12 protein-coding genes are annotated in these 15,829 nt (G+C 55.3%); 8 read left to right on the top strand and 4 right to left on the bottom strand.

The genetic code is table 11. From position 1 onward, the window contains the following. Window positions 1-191: 191 nt before the first annotated feature. Entirely contained in the window at window positions 192-1,115 is a 924-nt protein-coding gene (locus tag CDO44_RS03535; protein WP_087778986.1) for an HAD-IIB family hydrolase, read from the bottom strand. 1,334 nt (window positions 1,116-2,449) lie between these two features. Between CDO44_RS03535 and CDO44_RS03530 the strand changes: the two genes are divergently transcribed. The 8 genes from CDO44_RS03530 to CDO44_RS03495 all read left to right on the top strand — a co-directional run bounded on the left by CDO44_RS03530 (window position 2,450) and on the right by CDO44_RS03495 (window position 13,140). After that, window positions 2,450-3,694 carry a TolC family protein gene (locus CDO44_RS03530; protein WP_087778984.1) on the top strand — a complete coding sequence of 415 codons (1,245 nt, stop codon included), beginning with the start codon at window positions 2,450-2,452 and terminating at the stop codon, window positions 3,692-3,694. Window positions 3,695-3,703: 9 nt separating this feature from the next. Beyond that, window positions 3,704-4,903, top strand: a complete 1,200-nt coding sequence (locus tag CDO44_RS03525; RefSeq protein ID WP_087778982.1) for an efflux RND transporter periplasmic adaptor subunit — start codon at window positions 3,704-3,706, stop codon at window positions 4,901-4,903. A gap of 53 nt (window positions 4,904-4,956) precedes the next feature. Further along, window positions 4,957-8,121, top strand: a complete 3,165-nt coding sequence (locus CDO44_RS03520) for an efflux RND transporter permease subunit (RefSeq protein WP_087778980.1) — start codon at window positions 4,957-4,959, stop codon at window positions 8,119-8,121. Window positions 8,122-8,367: 246 nt separating this feature from the next. Next, window positions 8,368-8,682: a GtrA family protein gene (locus CDO44_RS28320; RefSeq protein WP_087778978.1), complete on the top strand. Its 315-nt coding sequence runs from the start codon at window positions 8,368-8,370 to the stop codon at window positions 8,680-8,682. Then, window positions 8,574-9,671 (top strand): glycosyltransferase family 2 protein, encoded by a 1,098-nt coding sequence (locus CDO44_RS03510; RefSeq protein ID WP_233146026.1) that lies wholly within the window; start codon window positions 8,574-8,576, stop codon window positions 9,669-9,671. Before CDO44_RS28320 ends, CDO44_RS03510 begins: the two co-directional genes overlap by 109 nt. A 5-nt stretch (window positions 9,672-9,676) precedes the next feature. Then, on the top strand, window positions 9,677-11,167 hold the full coding sequence (locus CDO44_RS03505) for a glycosyltransferase family 39 protein (RefSeq protein WP_087778974.1): 1,491 nt from the start codon (window positions 9,677-9,679) through the stop codon (window positions 11,165-11,167). Between the two features lies 1 nt (window position 11,168). Then, on the top strand, window positions 11,169-11,864 hold the full coding sequence (locus tag CDO44_RS03500) for a response regulator transcription factor (RefSeq protein WP_087778971.1): 696 nt from the start codon (window positions 11,169-11,171) through the stop codon (window positions 11,862-11,864). 1 nt (window position 11,865) lies between these two features. After that, entirely contained in the window at window positions 11,866-13,140 is a 1,275-nt protein-coding gene (locus CDO44_RS03495; protein WP_087778969.1) for a sensor histidine kinase KdpD, read from the top strand. Window positions 13,141-13,162: 22 nt separating this feature from the next. On the opposite strand, the gene CDO44_RS03490 is transcribed toward CDO44_RS03495, so the two are convergent. From CDO44_RS03490 to CDO44_RS03480, 3 genes are all read right to left on the bottom strand, one after another. Beyond that, on the bottom strand, window positions 13,163-14,509 hold the full coding sequence (locus CDO44_RS03490; protein ID WP_087778967.1) for a heavy metal sensor histidine kinase: 1,347 nt from the start codon (window positions 14,507-14,509) through the stop codon (window positions 13,163-13,165). Beyond that, window positions 14,493-15,188, bottom strand: coding sequence for a heavy metal response regulator transcription factor (locus CDO44_RS03485; protein WP_087778965.1), 696 nt, complete (start codon window positions 15,186-15,188; stop codon window positions 14,493-14,495). Before CDO44_RS03485 ends, CDO44_RS03490 begins: the two co-directional genes overlap by 17 nt. A 287-nt stretch (window positions 15,189-15,475) precedes the next feature. Beyond that, on the bottom strand, window positions 15,476-15,829 hold a 354-nt coding region (locus CDO44_RS03480), incomplete at its 5' end, for a porin (RefSeq protein ID WP_144389461.1).

The raw sequence follows: 15,829 nt of genomic DNA, 5'->3' as shown, positions 1-15,829 counted from the left end.
CTGAGGGCGATCTGTCCGCGCTGCGTGTCGCAGCCAGTCAGTTGCATCAGTCGGGTTTTATTGACGAGGTGTGGGTTGCGCCCACCGATCCGGTTGAGAGATTCCACCTCAAGGACAACTGGTTTTCATCGAGGACCGGATACGTGATGACTGGCTCTTCCGGGCTGGCCACAACACCCTGTCTATCGGCATCAACCTTGGGCTTCATCGCGCGCCTCCGTCAGCGCGGCCTCGGCCGCTTCAAGACTGCCATACTGCGCGATGAGTGCGAAGGCCTCGCTCAAGTAATACCGCTTTGGTTCGGGGGCGGCGGGCGCGGGAGATTCGACAACGGGCTGCGAGTCGCACAAGGATGGCAACGGCGCTTCGTTGGACATGCCCTGGCGGATTGCCGCTATGACGGACGCCGTTTCAGCCACATCGCGCACCCTCACCGTATCCAATCCGATCTCGGTCGCGGGATAGTCGTTGCCGCCTGGATAAAGCGCGTCGCCGAGGAATAGCATCTCATCGAGCGGCACGCCACTTTCCGCGCTTAACCGTTTCAGACCGTAGCCTTTGTCGACGCCGGGTCGAGTGACATCGATCGACGTGGTGCCGCCCAGGGTGATTGATAGGCCGGGCAGTGCCGCACGCAATGTCTTCTGGAGTTGGGTGCGCCTGGTGCGATCAGGGTCCCACCGTTCTTTTTCCTTTAGAGGCGCATCTTGGCCGAGGCCAGAAAAGGTGATCTGGCTTCCGCGATCCTCGATTCGCTCTCCCCAAATGTGCTTATCGACAAGTTTCGCCTCTGCTAACGCCCGATCGAATGCTATTCGGATTTTCGTCTTCTCTATATCGTCGAATAGTTCGGCGTAGATGGCCTGCCACGCATCGTCGACGAATCGATAGAGCTTGGTGCCGGTGGTTGGCATAAGCCATAGCCGCGAGCGCGCTGTATTGTCGGGCAGACGTGAGGCAACCTGTTTGTCGAATTGCGGCCAGTCTCCGCCCGAGATTACGGCAACCTCGGCAACGCTAAGCAGACGCGAAAGTAGCGCAGCCATTTCGGTTGAGAGTGGCTGCTTGCTCTCGGTGAGTGTTCCATCGAGGTCGAAGGCGATCAATTGCTTCATGCCGTCTTTCCTGTTGGGGCGCTATGCGTCAGCGGCCTGAGCGCATAGACGGCGCAGAGCAACTGATCTTTCTGCCGGCACGAGCACTTCCGAACGCTGGTAGTCAAATTTCGCTCGGACTGCATCTGACGAGGAGTTGTCCTGTGCCACACTGATAAATGAGGAAGGTGCATCCCCGACCTTATCGGCGCCGTGTGCGAAGTAAGTTTTCCTGATGTCAACCAGAGACTGCATCTTATGCGCTGAGAGCTGCACACGCGTATCAGTCCGATCTGCAACTTTTGGCATGTTCACTGGAATCTCAAAGACCGCTGTATGGCGTGGGCTGTACTTCAGCGAGTATTTCATCTCAGTATAGGAGAACGAGCGACGTTTGATGCCGCTTTGATATTTGCATCCAAACATGAATTCGGTTTAAGGACCGGGGACGGCACCTAACGACAGCTATAGACTTCTTTCGCACATTGCCAGAGAGGTTCTTACCTTGCGGACTTGGGCTGAGTGCGGGACTGACGATCAGTGGCAGTGCTAGCTTGTTCAGAAGCCGGCAAGCTGGACTTGTAGGGATCTCACGCTCAGCTCGACCCCAGCGATATGTTCATCCTACGAACGCGCGTCCCGCGAGCGGATCGGTTTAGCAGTCCGTTGATATGGTGCGGACTTCTTGCCGGCGCTATGCCGGTATTCGAGCGCGGGCAGCTGCTACTCTTACAAGCTTTCTTCGTTCCAACGAGGTGCGATGCCCACCTGAAGCACAACAGACATAAAATTATTCTTGACCATGAAGTCACTTCAGGGTTCTAAATGACGGTCGGTTGTGCAATAGCTCGCCGGGCTCGCAAGTGGTGCGGCGCAAGAGATAACAAAATTGTCAGTAACTTGTTGGTCAATGGCATCGTAGACATCCAGTAAACTTCAGCAATGCGTCGACTCTTCGTCATCCTTCTGATCGTGCTTGTGCCGTTCCAGGCTAGCTGGGGGGCATCAGCGCGGTATTGCGAGCACGAGTCGGAGCAGGCAGTGTCGAGCCACTTCGGGCATCACAAACACATTCACATGGGTGAAGATTCGGGCAAGAGCGACGCCGGATGGTCCCATGCTGATTGCATGGCTTGTCATCTGGTCGCTAGCCATGCTGTCTTCTCTGCAGTTGCGTTCGTTGCGGCGAGTTCAGCGGCGTTTGTGCTGAGTGGTCTACCGCACTGGTCGCCCTTACCCAGCCCTGTTTTTCAACCTGAACGGCCTCAGTGGCGCGTCTCGCCTAGTTAGTCGGCGAGACCGTAACATCCTTCCTGTCTCGCCGAATTTCCAGATTTCGTTTCAGGTGAAATTCGATGCGATTCCTTGTATTGTGGTTGGCGCTGCTCGCCAATCTCATGGTGCCCGCATGGGCACAACCTTTCTCCAGCCTACCGTCGACTCAGGGAATTGAGCCTGCCGCTCCATTGACCCTGGATGCCGCACTGGCCTTGAGCGCCAACAACAATGCTGCGTTGCAGGCAGCGGCTAAGGAGGTCGATGCGCTGGATGGCAGCATCACCCAGGCGGGGTTGATACCCAACCCCGAGCTTTCCGTTAGCACGGAAGACACGCGGCGGGAGACGCGGACAACCGCCGCGCAAATCGGTATTCCGATCGAGCTGGGAGGCAAGCGGACGGCCCGCGTTGTTGCTGCCCAGCGAGCCCAGAGCGTCGCAGTGGCGAACTTGACTCTGGCCCGAGCCAACGTGCGCGCGGCGACGGTCGCCGCATTTTTCGAGGTACTCATTGCACAAGAGAGCGTAGAGCTGGCGCAAGCCTCTTTGGGTGTCGCGAAGAAGGCTACGGATATTGCTCGCCGTCGAGTAGCTTCAGGCAAAGTGCCTCCACTAGAAGAAACCCGCGCCCAGGTCGAGCAGGGCAATGCCGAGCTTGCGTTGACCGATGCCAGTACCCGTTTAGAGGGAGCACGTCGGTCCCTGGCGATGCTCTGGGGCAATAGCGATCCAGTTTTTTTGCGCGCGATTGGTGACCTCGAACAACTGCCCGACCGTGGTCCGGTAGATGCGATGCTACGTGATCTTGGTGCCTCACCGGAACTGGTGGTTGGGCGGCTGGAAATCGAGCGCCGTCAGGCTGTTGTCGATGTGGAGCGCTCCAAGCAATATCCGGACATAACGATTTCTGCCGGTAGCCAGCGCAACAACGAGCTGGGTAGGAATCAGACCCTGATCGGCATTTCGATTCCACTACCGCTCTTCAATAGAAACCAAGGCAATCTTTACGAGGCCAAGGTTCGCGCTGACCAAGCACAAGATCAGTACCGTTCGATCGAGATCACGATGCGAAATGAGTTGTCGCAGGCAGCGCTACGCCTGTCTCAGGCCCGGGCTGCAGCTCAGATGCTGCGCACGACCTTGCTTCCTGGAGCCCAGCAGGCGTACGACGTGGCGACAAAGGGGTTTGAAGCGGGCAAATTCGGCTTTATTGATGTGCTTGATGCTCAGCGGACGCTTTTTCAATCACGCATTCGCTATCTGACCACATTGGCTGATTCCTATCAGGCCGCCATTGTCATCGATCGGGTTCTCGGTCGCTAAGGAAGGTATATGTCGATTACTAAGAAGCAGGCTATCGTCGCGGCAGCCCTCGTTGCGGCCGGCGCCTTTGCCATGTTCGGAATTCTCTATCAGCCTGGTTCGCATGACGACGGCGATGGTCATGGTCATGGCCAGGAAAGTGATAACGGTACCCGCACTACCGAAGAAGGGCATGATGATGAAGGCGTAATCAAGCTCACGGCCGAGCAGACGGCTCAAAGCGATATTCGAGTTTCTATTGCAGGTCCCGGCACAATCACTCCGTCTACGCGCTTCCCCGGGGAAATCCGGTTCAATGCAGATCGGTTGGCACACGTGGTGCCGCGGGTAGCAGGCATTGTCGAAGCCGTCTCTGCCGATCTGGGGCAAACAGTCAAAGGCGGGCAGGTACTAGCGATGATCGCCAGTACGAGCTTGTCTGATCTGCGAAGCGAGTTGACGGCTGCACAGCGGCGGGCGGAGCTGGCCGATCAGACATTCAAGCGCGAAGAACGGCTGTGGAACGAGAAGGTGTCTGCTGAGCAAGAGTTTCTTCAGGCCAAAACCGCAAGAGAGGAAGCAAACATTGCTGTGCAGAATGCGCGTCAGAAGCTGGCGGCTGTTGGAGCTGGGCCGGTAGCTTCCGGACTCAACCAGTACGCGTTGCGGGCACCTTTCGAGGGTGTGATCATCGCCAAGCATATGACATTGGGCGAAGCCGTCACCGAGACCGAGCAGGCGTTCACGATCGCAGATCTACGTACGGTCTGGGCGGAGTTCATCGTTGCGCCCAAAGACCTTCCTGTGGTTAGCGTCGGAGAAAAGGTTCGAATCTCGACAAGTGCGTTCTCGCAGACCACCGAGGGAACCGTGGACTATGTGGGACCCCTGATCGGCGATCAGACCCGAACGGCCACCGCGAGAGTCACGTTACAGAACCCGGGGGCGTTGTGGCGCCCTGGGCTGTTCATTACGGCCGAAGTCATGGCAAAGCCTCAACCGGTGGCTATTGCCGTACCCGCGTCTGCGATTCAAACGGTAGATAACTCAAGCACGATTTTCCTGGTTGTTCCTGAGGGCTTCAAGGCTCAGAAGGTTCAGGTGGGACGCTCGGATGGTGTCTCCGTCGAAGTGACTGGCGGTCTCGCACCTGGGCAGCGCTACGCAGCCACCAATACTTTCACGTTGAAGGCGGAGCTCGGCAAGAGTGAGGCGGAACATGCTCACTGAACTTGACCGAGATGGCTCGCATCGCACGCATCTAGGCTCTCGCAGGAAAAATCATGTTTGAGAAACTAATTCGCTTTGCCATCGAGCAACGATGGTTGATCATGCTCGCCGTTATTGGGCTCATCGGCATCGGGGCTTATAACTACACGAGACTGTCCATAGATGCGGTGCCCGATATCACCAACGTGCAGGTGCAGATCAACACGGCTGCGCCTGGATATTCACCGTTGGAGACCGAGCAGCGCATTACCTTTCCCGTAGAAACGGCTATGGCGGGGTTGCCGGATCTAGAACAGACGCGTTCGCTATCACGTTATGGTTTGTCCCAGGTCACGGTGATTTTCAAGGACGGAACCGACATTTACTTCGCGCGTCAGTTGGTCAACCAACGCATCCAGGAGGCTGCGGCATCTCTGCCTGCCGGCATTACGCCGACTATGGGGCCGATATCGACTGGGCTGGGCGAGATCTACATGTGGACCGTAGAGGCGGAGCCTGGTGCAAAGAAGCCTGATGGATCCGAGTACACCCTTACTGATCTACGCGAAATTCAAGACTGGATTATCCGTCCGCAACTGCGCACGGTGCCGGGCGTCACCGAGGTCAACACGATCGGCGGCTATGATAAGGAGTATGTCGTCTCCCCCAACCTGGAGCGGCTTGCCGCTTACGGTTTGACCTTGGCTGACGTCGTGGCTGCGCTGGAGAACAACAACGTCAATGTTGGTGCTGGGTACATCGAGCGGGGTGGCGAACAGTACTTGGTTCGTGCCCCTGGTCAGGTAGGCTCGATTGAAGATATCGCCAACATCATCGTCAGTAGCGCGGGAGGGCAACCGATCCGGGTTAGAGATCTGGCGGAAGTCGGTATCGGCAAAGAGTTGCGGACAGGGGCGGCGACCGAAAATGGGCGTGAAGTCGTTCTGGGAACCGTGTTCATGCTGATCGGCGAAAACAGCCGTTCGGTCGCCCAAGCCGTAGATGTACGTCTGGCTAGTATCAACAAGACATTGCCGCCCGGTGTAAAAGCAATCACGGTCTATGATCGGACCAACCTTGTCGACAAGGCCATCGCAACCGTCAAGAAGAATTTGGTCGAAGGGGCTGCCCTCGTCATCGTCGTACTGTTCTTGTTCTTGGGCAACATTCGAGCGGCGCTGATCACTGCGATGATCATTCCCTTATCGATGTTGTTCACTTTCACCGGCATGGTTACCTATAAAGTCAGTGCCAACCTTATGAGCTTGGGGGCGCTAGATTTCGGGATCATTGTGGATGGAGCGGTAGTGATTGTCGAAAACTGCGTGCGCCGGCTGGCGCACGCTCAAGCCAGCCAGGGACGGCTGTTGACAAGGGAGGAGAGATTCGGCGAGGTCTTCGAGGCCGCACGCGAGGCCCGTCGGCCTCTGATCTACGGGCAGTTGATCATCATGATCGTGTACCTACCGATCTTCGCGCTGAGCGGCGTAGAAGGAAAGATGTTCCATCCCATGGCTATCACCGTGGTGTTGGCCCTATTGGGAGCGATGATCCTGTCGATCACCTTTGTACCTGCTGCGGTCGCACTTGTCTTGAACAAGAAGGTGGAGGAGAAAGAGAATCGCTTGATGTCGTGGGCACGCCGTGGATATGAGCCAATGTTGGCTTGGACCCAGGCCAATCCTTTGATCGTACTCGTGTTTGCTGGCGTCGCAGTCGTCCTTTCGATGGCCTTGACCACGAGACTGGGCGCGGAATTCATTCCCAACCTGAACGAAGGGGACATCGCCGTCCAGGCGTTGCGTGTTCCTGGCACAAGCCTTTCGCAATCCGTCGCCATGCAGCAGCTCCTGGAGAAGAATATCAAGAAGGTACCTGAGGTGGATCGGGTATTCGCGCGCGTGGGTACGGCAGAGGTGGCTGCAGATCCGATGCCGCCCAATATCGCGGATACCTACATCATCATGAAGCCGCTTGCTGATTGGCCGAAGCCGAGGCGGTCTCACGAGGAAGTGCTCGCCGCAATCCAGGAAATTGTTGAACAGGTGCCTGGTAATAACTACGAGTTCACGCAGCCGATCCAGATGCGATTCAATGAACTCATTTCGGGTGTGCGTTCGGACGTCGCAGTCAAGATTTTCGGCGATGACATGGCACAACTTGAGCGTTCGGCTGCGGAAGTGGTCGGCGTTCTATCCAAGATCGCGGGTTCCGAGTCGGTCAAGGCGGAGCAGACCACGGGCCTTCCCATGCTGACCATATCTGTCGACAGACAGAAGGCAGCACGATATGGGGTCAGCATGGCTGAGGTTCAGGAGACGATCGCCACCGCCGTGGGTGGACGCGAAGCAGGTATCTTCTACCAAGGTGATCGTCGATTCGACGTACTGGTGCGCCTGCCGGACGATGTTCGGAGCGACATCGAGAGTCTCAAGCGCCTTCCTGTCGCCCTTCCTAGAAGTGGAGATGCACGGACGGCCTTCGTTCCTCTTTCGGAGGTGGCTTCTTTCGATCTTGCTCCTGGCCCCAACCAGATCAGCCGCGAGAATGGCAAGCGCAGGATTGTAGTTAGCGCGAATGTCCGCGGGAGGGATCTTACATCGTTTGTGACTGAAGCCGAGCAGCGGATCGACGAAGCAGTCACGTTGCCTGCCGGCTACTGGTCTACATGGGGGGGAACGTTCGAACAACTGCAATCCGCGACAGCGAGACTACAGATCGTGGTACCTGTCGCGCTGCTGCTCGTTTTTGTTTTGCTTTTTGCGATGTTTGGTAATGTCAGAGACGGACTGATCGTTTTTACTGGCATTCCCTTCGCGTTGACGGGGGGCATTCTTGCCCTGTGGCTGCGTGGAATTCCGCTGTCGATATCGGCCGCCGTCGGCTTCATCGCGCTTTCGGGTGTGGCCGTGCTCAACGGTCTCGTCATGTTGTCCTTTATCCGATCCCTGCGTTCAGAAGGGGCAACGCTTCAGGAAGCTGTTCGGACGGGGGCGTTGACGCGATTGCGTCCAGTGTTGATGACAGCCCTAGTGGCCTCGCTCGGCTTTATTCCCATGGCGCTGGCCACAGGCACTGGCGCGGAGGTTCAGCGGCCGCTCGCTACGGTAGTAATCGGAGGCATTATCTCGTCGACTGCTCTTACGCTACTCGTTCTTCCGCTCTTGTATCGTTTGGTCCACCGAAAGGAGTCTGATGATGAGAGCAGCGTTCTGCCACAGCAAGACGTAGCTGTTTAGCCTACTTGGACGGACTGACGCCCCGACGATCAAGTCGGGGCGCTCTCATAGAGCAGAGCTGCTTCACACGGAGCAAATCAACTTTGACGAATTCTTGATTATCCGTTGATCAAGGCTTGGGGTAGCTCTCGCTACACTCCACCGCATCCGGACATCTCTGAAGGAGATTCTCTGCTGAGAACTTGGATCTGCGTTTATTCTCGTTTGGCGAGTAGCTATCTGGTTGGAGCAGTTGCGGCCACAGGTATGCACTGGCTGACGATGTTTGTATTGATCGTTTGCTCTGTCAGCCCCGTGGTTGCAACCTCCATTGGTGCGATCACGGGCGCCTTTGTCAACTTTGTATGGCAGCGCACGATAACTTTTCCTAGCTCCAGGACAGCGTTTTTACATGCACTACCTTACGCTTTACTAGTGTGTGCCGGCTGGTCGCTTAATTCAACGATTTTCAAATGGGTATTCGACAATTTGTCTACGAATGTTGCTTCAGCACAACTGCTGACCACCGCGCTCGTAGCCGTCTTCAATTTTTTTATGACAAGGCGGATTTTTCGCTCATGAGTGGCGCACTCTTGCCGCATTTCCCATCGGCACCGCTTGTAGTGACCGTCATCATCCCGGTGTTCAACGAATTAGCCGTGCTACCCGTCTGTTTGGCCCGGCTCAGGAATGTATTGGACTCGCTCTCGCTTTCGTATGAATTGCTATTCATCGATGACGGTAGCACTGATGGCACGTCCCTATACCTCGATCGCGTTGCGAGCGACATGGATGCTGTGCGTGTCATTCATCTGTCGAGAAATTTTGGAAAAGAGGCGGCGATGACAGCGGGACTTGACTATGCCCGAGGGGATGCCGTCATCATCCTCGATGCAGATATGCAAGATCCGCCAGAGCTGATTCCAGACATGATTCATGCTTGGCGAGCGGGCTCGGACGTTGTAGTAATGCGTCGACGGACCCGAGTGGGAGATACATGGATGAAACGTGTCTCGGCACATCTCTACTATCGAATCTTGAATCGGTTGAGCGAGGTCGCAATACCGCCGGACACCGGCGACTTTCGGCTGCTGAGCAGGCGAGCCGTTGCCGCGATGAGAAGCATGACGGAACGCAGTCGATACATGAAAGGACTCTTCGCGTGGATCGGCATGCCCACCACGACGATTCTCTATGATCGAGCACCGCGTGCGGCCGGCAAAAGCAAATGGGGGTTGGCTAATCTGGCGAAGCTTGGCTTTGATGGTATCACCTCGTTCTCGCTCAGCCCACTTCGCATAGCTTCCATTGCCGGAGCCATCATTCTGATTATAGGTTCGGTGCTTGGCCTCTTCGTCATAGCTCGTGCTTTGCTTTATGGTGAGTCGATATCTGTTCCGCTTGCGTTCGTTGCGCTGTTGGCATTCCTGTCCGGCTTGCAGCTCTCGACTATCGGGGTGCTAGGTACATATGTGGGACGAATTCATACGGAAATCAAACAGCGGCCGGTTTATCTGATACAGGGCATAGTCGAGCGGGCGCATATGCCGGCGCAGCAACGTCAGCACTGATTCGAATGGCATCTAACACTCGACTGATAGTCCTCCTGCTTGGTGCAGTGATCGGTGTTCGCGTTGTCGCGATGTACCTAGTGCCTTTCATTGATACATCGGAGCCCCGATACGCAGAAATAGCCCGTCTCATGATCGAAACGGATAACTGGGTGACACCTTGGTTCTCGCCAGGCGTGCCATTTTGGGGAAAGCCGCCATTGTCATTCTGGGCCCAAGCTGCGAGCTTTCGTCTATTTGGCGTAAATGAGATCGCAGGGCGGTTGCCATCCTTGATGGTCGCATCAGCAACTATCGCGCTAGCGTTCGCATATTTGCGTACGGTCCGGGATCTAGCTAGCGCGCAATTGACGGCATGGATTCTTGCCACGTCTTTACTCGCGTTTGTTGGCGCCGGCGCCGTGTTGACCGATCCTTTTCTAGCATTAGGAACCACGCTGAGTATGGTGTCGTTCAGATTGGCTGTGCTTAATCAGAGCCAAGCCTGGGGTTACGGCTTCTTTCTCGGTATTGTTATCGGCCTCTTGGCAAAGGGGCCTCTGGCCGCCGTCCTAATCGTTGGGCCAATATTGATCTGGCTGTGCTTGTCGCGGATGCATTGGAGCTCGTTGCGCAGCTTGCCGTGGTTAAGGGGGGGGCTGCTAACTGCGCTTTTGGTTCTGCCGTGGTACGGTATGGCGGAAATTCGAACCCCTGGCTTTCTCCAATACTTCATCATCGGCGAACATTTACTGCGATTCCTGGAGCCAGGTTGGCAGGGGGACCTGTACGGTTCGGCCCATCTCAAGCCGTTTGGCGCCATATGGTGGAATTGGGGGGTGGCTGCATTCCCATGGAGTTTGGTACTACTGGTGGCTCTGCTCGAGGCGGTGTTCAGACGCTCCACTTTCGCCGATATACCTATGCTTGTGCGCGACGATGAAGTGAAATACATGGCGTCGTGGGCGGTGTTTCCCATGTTCTTTTTTTCATTCGCTCATAACATCCTGTGGACATATGTACTACCTGGGTTACCTGCCTTCGCCATGCTCAGCGCCCTGTATATTCGCAGGAGGGGATGGTCTATCAAGAACAAGGGTGTTGTAGTTGCGGGCGCACTCGTGCCACTGATATGCCTCGTGCTCACCGGCGTGGTAAGTGATTGGCCTGATCGGGTGAAGTCAGAGCGATCGCTGATTCGTTATGCCCAGAGCCGCGGTGCTGGTACCGATGCGCGCCTTATCTACGTGGACGCAATGCCATTCTCAGCAAGATTTTACTCAGCAGGCAAAGCCGAGCAGGTAGCGTTGCGCGATCTCTTCGCAATACTGGCCTCCTCTGATCAACCGGTCAACGTGGCAGTCCCGAAGCTAGTCTTCAAAGAGTTCACTCGAATGATTCCTTCTGGCTGGAAGCTTGCGTATGAGAACAAACGCTATTTCCTCGTCGTGGTTTCGACAGCTGACATTCCAGAGTCATCCTCAAGACTCGTGCACCTCACCGCCCGCGCAGTATGATATGGACCGTTTGATCCGGGTTCTCATCGTCGAAGATCAATTGCAGTTGGCCGAAAATATTATGGAATATTTGGGCGAACAGCGTTATGCGCTCGACTTTGCTTATGATGGCTTGACAGCTCTACATCTGCTCGGCGTCAATCAGTATGACGTCATCATTTTGGATGTGATGTTGCCCGCCTTGTCGGGGATTGAGCTTTGTCGAAAGGTCCGCGGTGAGTTGGGATCCTCCACTCCTATTATTCTGGTAACTGCTCGGTCCGAAGTAGAGGACAAGATGGAAGGGTTTGAGAGTGGAGCCGACGACTACTTGGTGAAGCCGTTTGATCTGCGTGAACTCAAGGCCCGCATTGAGGCGCTGCATCGACGGTCTTCAGTCAGGAAAAAAACGATTCGCGCAGGGGTGCTTGGCTTTGATCAAGGAACGCTGACATTATCGGTAGAAGGTGGGCCGAGTGTCGAACTGGGATCGAGCGGAGCCGTGATTTTCGAGACCCTAATCAAGCGTTATCCAAGCTTCGTGAGCTATGAGGAGCTTATGGCAGAACTTTCGGTCAAAGATCGAGAAGTCGATGCTCATACATTGCGGACCCATATATACAACTTGCGGCGTCTGCTAAAGATAACCGTAAATGCTGACTTAATCAGAACAATAAGAGGGCGGGGCTACAGGCTAATTCAACCTGACGAAGAGTGAAATGACCCGGTCGATATCAACTCGGATTCAGTGGCTGGTTGCCTCCGTGTCGGGCTTCTGCCTGGCCGCCGTCGTGCTAGTGTCAATGATGGCTCATGAAGGTATTGAGCGAGCCATGTTGCGTACGGATATGCGGCAGATTCGAGAGGCGCTCGTTGGTGCGGTGACAACGGGTGCCCCGATGCAATGGTCATCGCCAGGGATGATGGCCCTCTATGTCCCGACGGAGTCACTAAGCCAGATCGAGCTCCCCGAGCTATTTCAAGGTCGGAAGGCACCCTTTTCAGACGACGTCTTTTTTAACGAAAAGACGTTCCTCGTCGCTATTACACCGGTGGAAGGTGGTACGTTCTATTTGGCCAGAGACATCACTCTCTTCGAGAACGAGATTGTCCTCCTTGAGCGAGGAGTGTGGGGCACGAGCTTTCTGGTTCTGATCGTGGCGTTCTTCCTGGCCAGAGTCGGGGGGCTGCGGCTTGTACGACCGATTCGCTCGCTCGCGCTGATGATTGATAGGACCCGGCCCAGCGAAACAATTGACAGAGTGCCCACAGAGTTTCACGATTCAGCGCTGAATTCCATTGCGGAGAATTTCAATATTTTTCTGCGGGAACTTGAAGCGTATATCGCTAGGGAGCGAACGCTTTTGCGATTGGCCAGTCATGAGTTGCGTACGCCGATTGCTGTGGTAACCGGGGCGTTGAATGTCATGAGAGACAGAGGGGGGTTAGGGGAAGCAGACTTGAAGACGCTGACACGCGCGCAACGGGCTGCTCAAGAGATGGCAGGTAACCTCGAAGTGGTTCTAAAGATGGGACGTAAGCAGGAGATCCCTACTAGAGAAGAGCGTTTTCATGTCGTCGAATTGTTGACCGAAGCGCTTGCCGATCTAGCGAATGTAGATGCTAGTACTTCTCGCATTTCCGTAGTCAAGCGACGTGATACCGTCACGTTCGCTGATCGATCTTTGGCGAAGATGCTCTTGGTCAACATTCTTCAGAATGCCTTGCGGCATACCGTGGGGCTCATCGCCGTGGTGGTGGAGAGAGACTATCTTGAAGTGTGCGATCAGGGCGGCGGGCTCGATGATGCCGGCTTTGACCTGTTGACTACATTGAGTAAAGACGACCCATGGAATAGGCGAAAGTCGTCAGGGCTGGGTCTGGTCGTGGTAAGCATTCTAGCGGAACGGTTGGCATGGCCTATTCGTGCGTCCAGGAGCGAGGGGGGCGGCACCGCTGTACGCATAGACTACTCCGAGAGCACTTACCCGTGAGCGGCGCTTCCTTATTCGATCTCTAGAGAAGTTTGGGAGAGTTGGCATGCGTGGGCAGGCGAAGCCCGATGCGCGTCGTTGTCTCGGAGGAGTGAGCGAATGCTTGGCCTCCATGCATCCTGGCGATCGCTGCGACGATCGAGAGACCAAGCCCGTGATTGCGCCGATGGTTGCTGTGATTTTCAGCGATTCGGTAAAAGCGTTGAAAGATGCGATCCAACTGCTCTGGGGGAATTGGGCTCCCCGTGTTCTCTACCTCGATCACGGTGTTCGTTCCTTCGCGCAACAACCGTAGCAGAATGACGCTGCCTTTGGTCGCATGACGTGCGGCGTTCTCGACCAGATTCGAGATGGCCCTTCTTAGCAGGGAGATGTCATATTCGCCCGCGGCATCACCTTCTGTCGTGATTCTGAGGTCCGCTTCTTCTAAAGTTTCCTCGTAATAGACGAGTACGTTGCGGAGTTCGTTCAAAAGACTGCTCGTCTGACTTTTTCTTGCCTCTTCACCTCGGTCAGCCTGAGCGAGGAAGAGCGTGTCACTGATGATTGTCGTCATGCGGCCTAGCTCTTCGAGATTGGATTCGAGGGCGTCGCGCAGTGCTTGTTGGTCTGCAGAACTGATCAGCGCAAGCTCGCTATTCGCAGTCATGTTCGCCAATGGCGTACGAAGCTCATGTGCAACATCGGCATTGAACCCCTTTTGTTGCTCATACGCTTGGTCCAGCCGGTGTAAGAGTGCGTTAAACTGTTCTACGAGGGGCTGGAGCTCTACAGGTTGTAAAGAACCGTCCAACTGCGTATGGATCCGGCTGGTCGGGATTGCCTTGACTTGTCGCACCAAGTGCCCGACCGGCGCCAAGCCGCATCGCACCAAAAAGAATCCACATGTCGAGACGATGGACGCTCCGCCCAATGCGACGATGAATAAGGTCAAAGCGAGATGCCGAAGCAACTGGTCATCTCTCTGTGTAGACAGCGTAAGGATAGCCGTCGTTCGAGCTTGGTCGTCGCTACCTGTGGCGAGCATAAACTGATAGGTACGTCTAGATCCTCCTATCGAGGACTTGCTCGCATATGTAGGTACATCCGCTGCGGTTTTTAGAGTCAGCGAAATGTCCGCGCGGCCACCGAACAGGTCGTCGAGCTTGTGGTTGAAGAGATCTGCTTCGTGGGCGCGGGAGTGCTCCGCAGCCAGATGTTCCACAAGTTTTTTATATTGCAGAAGTTGGCTGGTTTGTCGATCGTCCAACTGGACGGCCGTTGCAATATAGACGATAGCACTGACCAAAGCCAAACCGCAGAACGTTAGTAAGGCCAAGCGGAAAGAAAGCTCTTTACCGAGTGAGCGTACCTTACTTGGGGGGGGCATCACGATCTTCGAGAATGTAGCCTACGCCACGTATTGTGTGTAACAAGGGCTTGGGAAAAGGTGTGTCGAGCTTGAGTCTCAGTCTGCGTATCGCTACTTCGACAACGTTCGTCTCGGTATCGAAGTTGATGTTCCACACGTGTTCGGCAATGAAGGTTCTCGTGAGCGCTCTGCCAGGATGTTCTAGGAACAGCTTGAGCAGTGAAAACTCCTTGGGACTCAAGTCCAGCACTTCGTCGCCTCGCCGGGCTCGGTGCTTGACCAAATCCACCTCAAGGTCAGCCATTTTGAACATGGTCTGGGGTGCGTCGGCCGATTCCGATCCGCCGCGGCGCAGCAGTGCTTCTACGCGGGCTATGAGTTCGGAAAACGAAAAGGGCTTGGTGAGGTAATCATCGGCACCAGCACGTAAACCGCGCACGCGATCATCAACATCGCTCTTAGCGGTTAGCATCAAAACAGGAGTTTTGCGCGTCCTACGGAGTACCTGCAATATGGAGAATCCGTCCACGCCTGGCAACATCCAGTCGAGCAAAATCAAATCATAGTCAAACTCGACAGCCAGATGCAATCCGTCCAACCCGGTGTGAGCCACGTCGACTTGATATCCCTCTTCCTGGAGGCCACGGGCAAGGTAGGCCGCCAACTTTCTTTCGTCTTCAACAACTAGCAGCTTCATCGCTGATTTTACAGGAAGTCAATATAACTATGGGGTGGGCGCTTGTTCCAGAATTAGAGCGATTCGTGCGCCAGGAGTAATCGAGGAGAGCTTCGCCTTGCTTGGCTGAGGCAAAACGCCAGCCTGTGCCTATATATATCATGTCTGTCGGGCGCGTGCGTTTGGTGTCGAGGGCTACCATGCGTGTTAGTTGGCTCTGATCGGAGGTAGAGACCCAGCCGACTCGATCTTGAGAGATCGGGCGAGAGCGAGTGGCTGAGGTCAAAAAATTACATTGCGCCTAAACGCTAGAAGCGATGTTGTAGACCAAGTGCAAACTGCCGACCGCTGAAATTACGAGACTCGGTGAAGTTTCGATAGTCGGTGCTAGTGAAGAACGAGTATAGGTCCGTGCGCTTGGACAGATTGTATTGATACCCCAAGGCCCATTGTTTAACCTCAGACTTCGTTGCCGTTTGATATGAGCCGAGCAGCTTGCCTTTACGCAGCGGTGCTGAGAACCCCAACGTCCAAGCTGACCTGCTCTGAGAAATTCGCGCCACACGGTGTTTGAGAAAATAGCTTCCGACGCGAGAAGGAAGCGAGATGAAGAAGGCAAGGTACAGCGAAGAGCAGATTGTGCGGATACTGCGTGAGGCCGA

The organism is Pigmentiphaga sp. NML080357 (assembly GCF_002188465.1).
Lineage (GTDB): Bacteria > Pseudomonadota > Gammaproteobacteria > Burkholderiales > Burkholderiaceae_B > Pigmentiphaga.
Note: the sequence above shows the minus strand (reverse complement) of the source record. Positions and strands in the feature narration are given on the sequence as shown.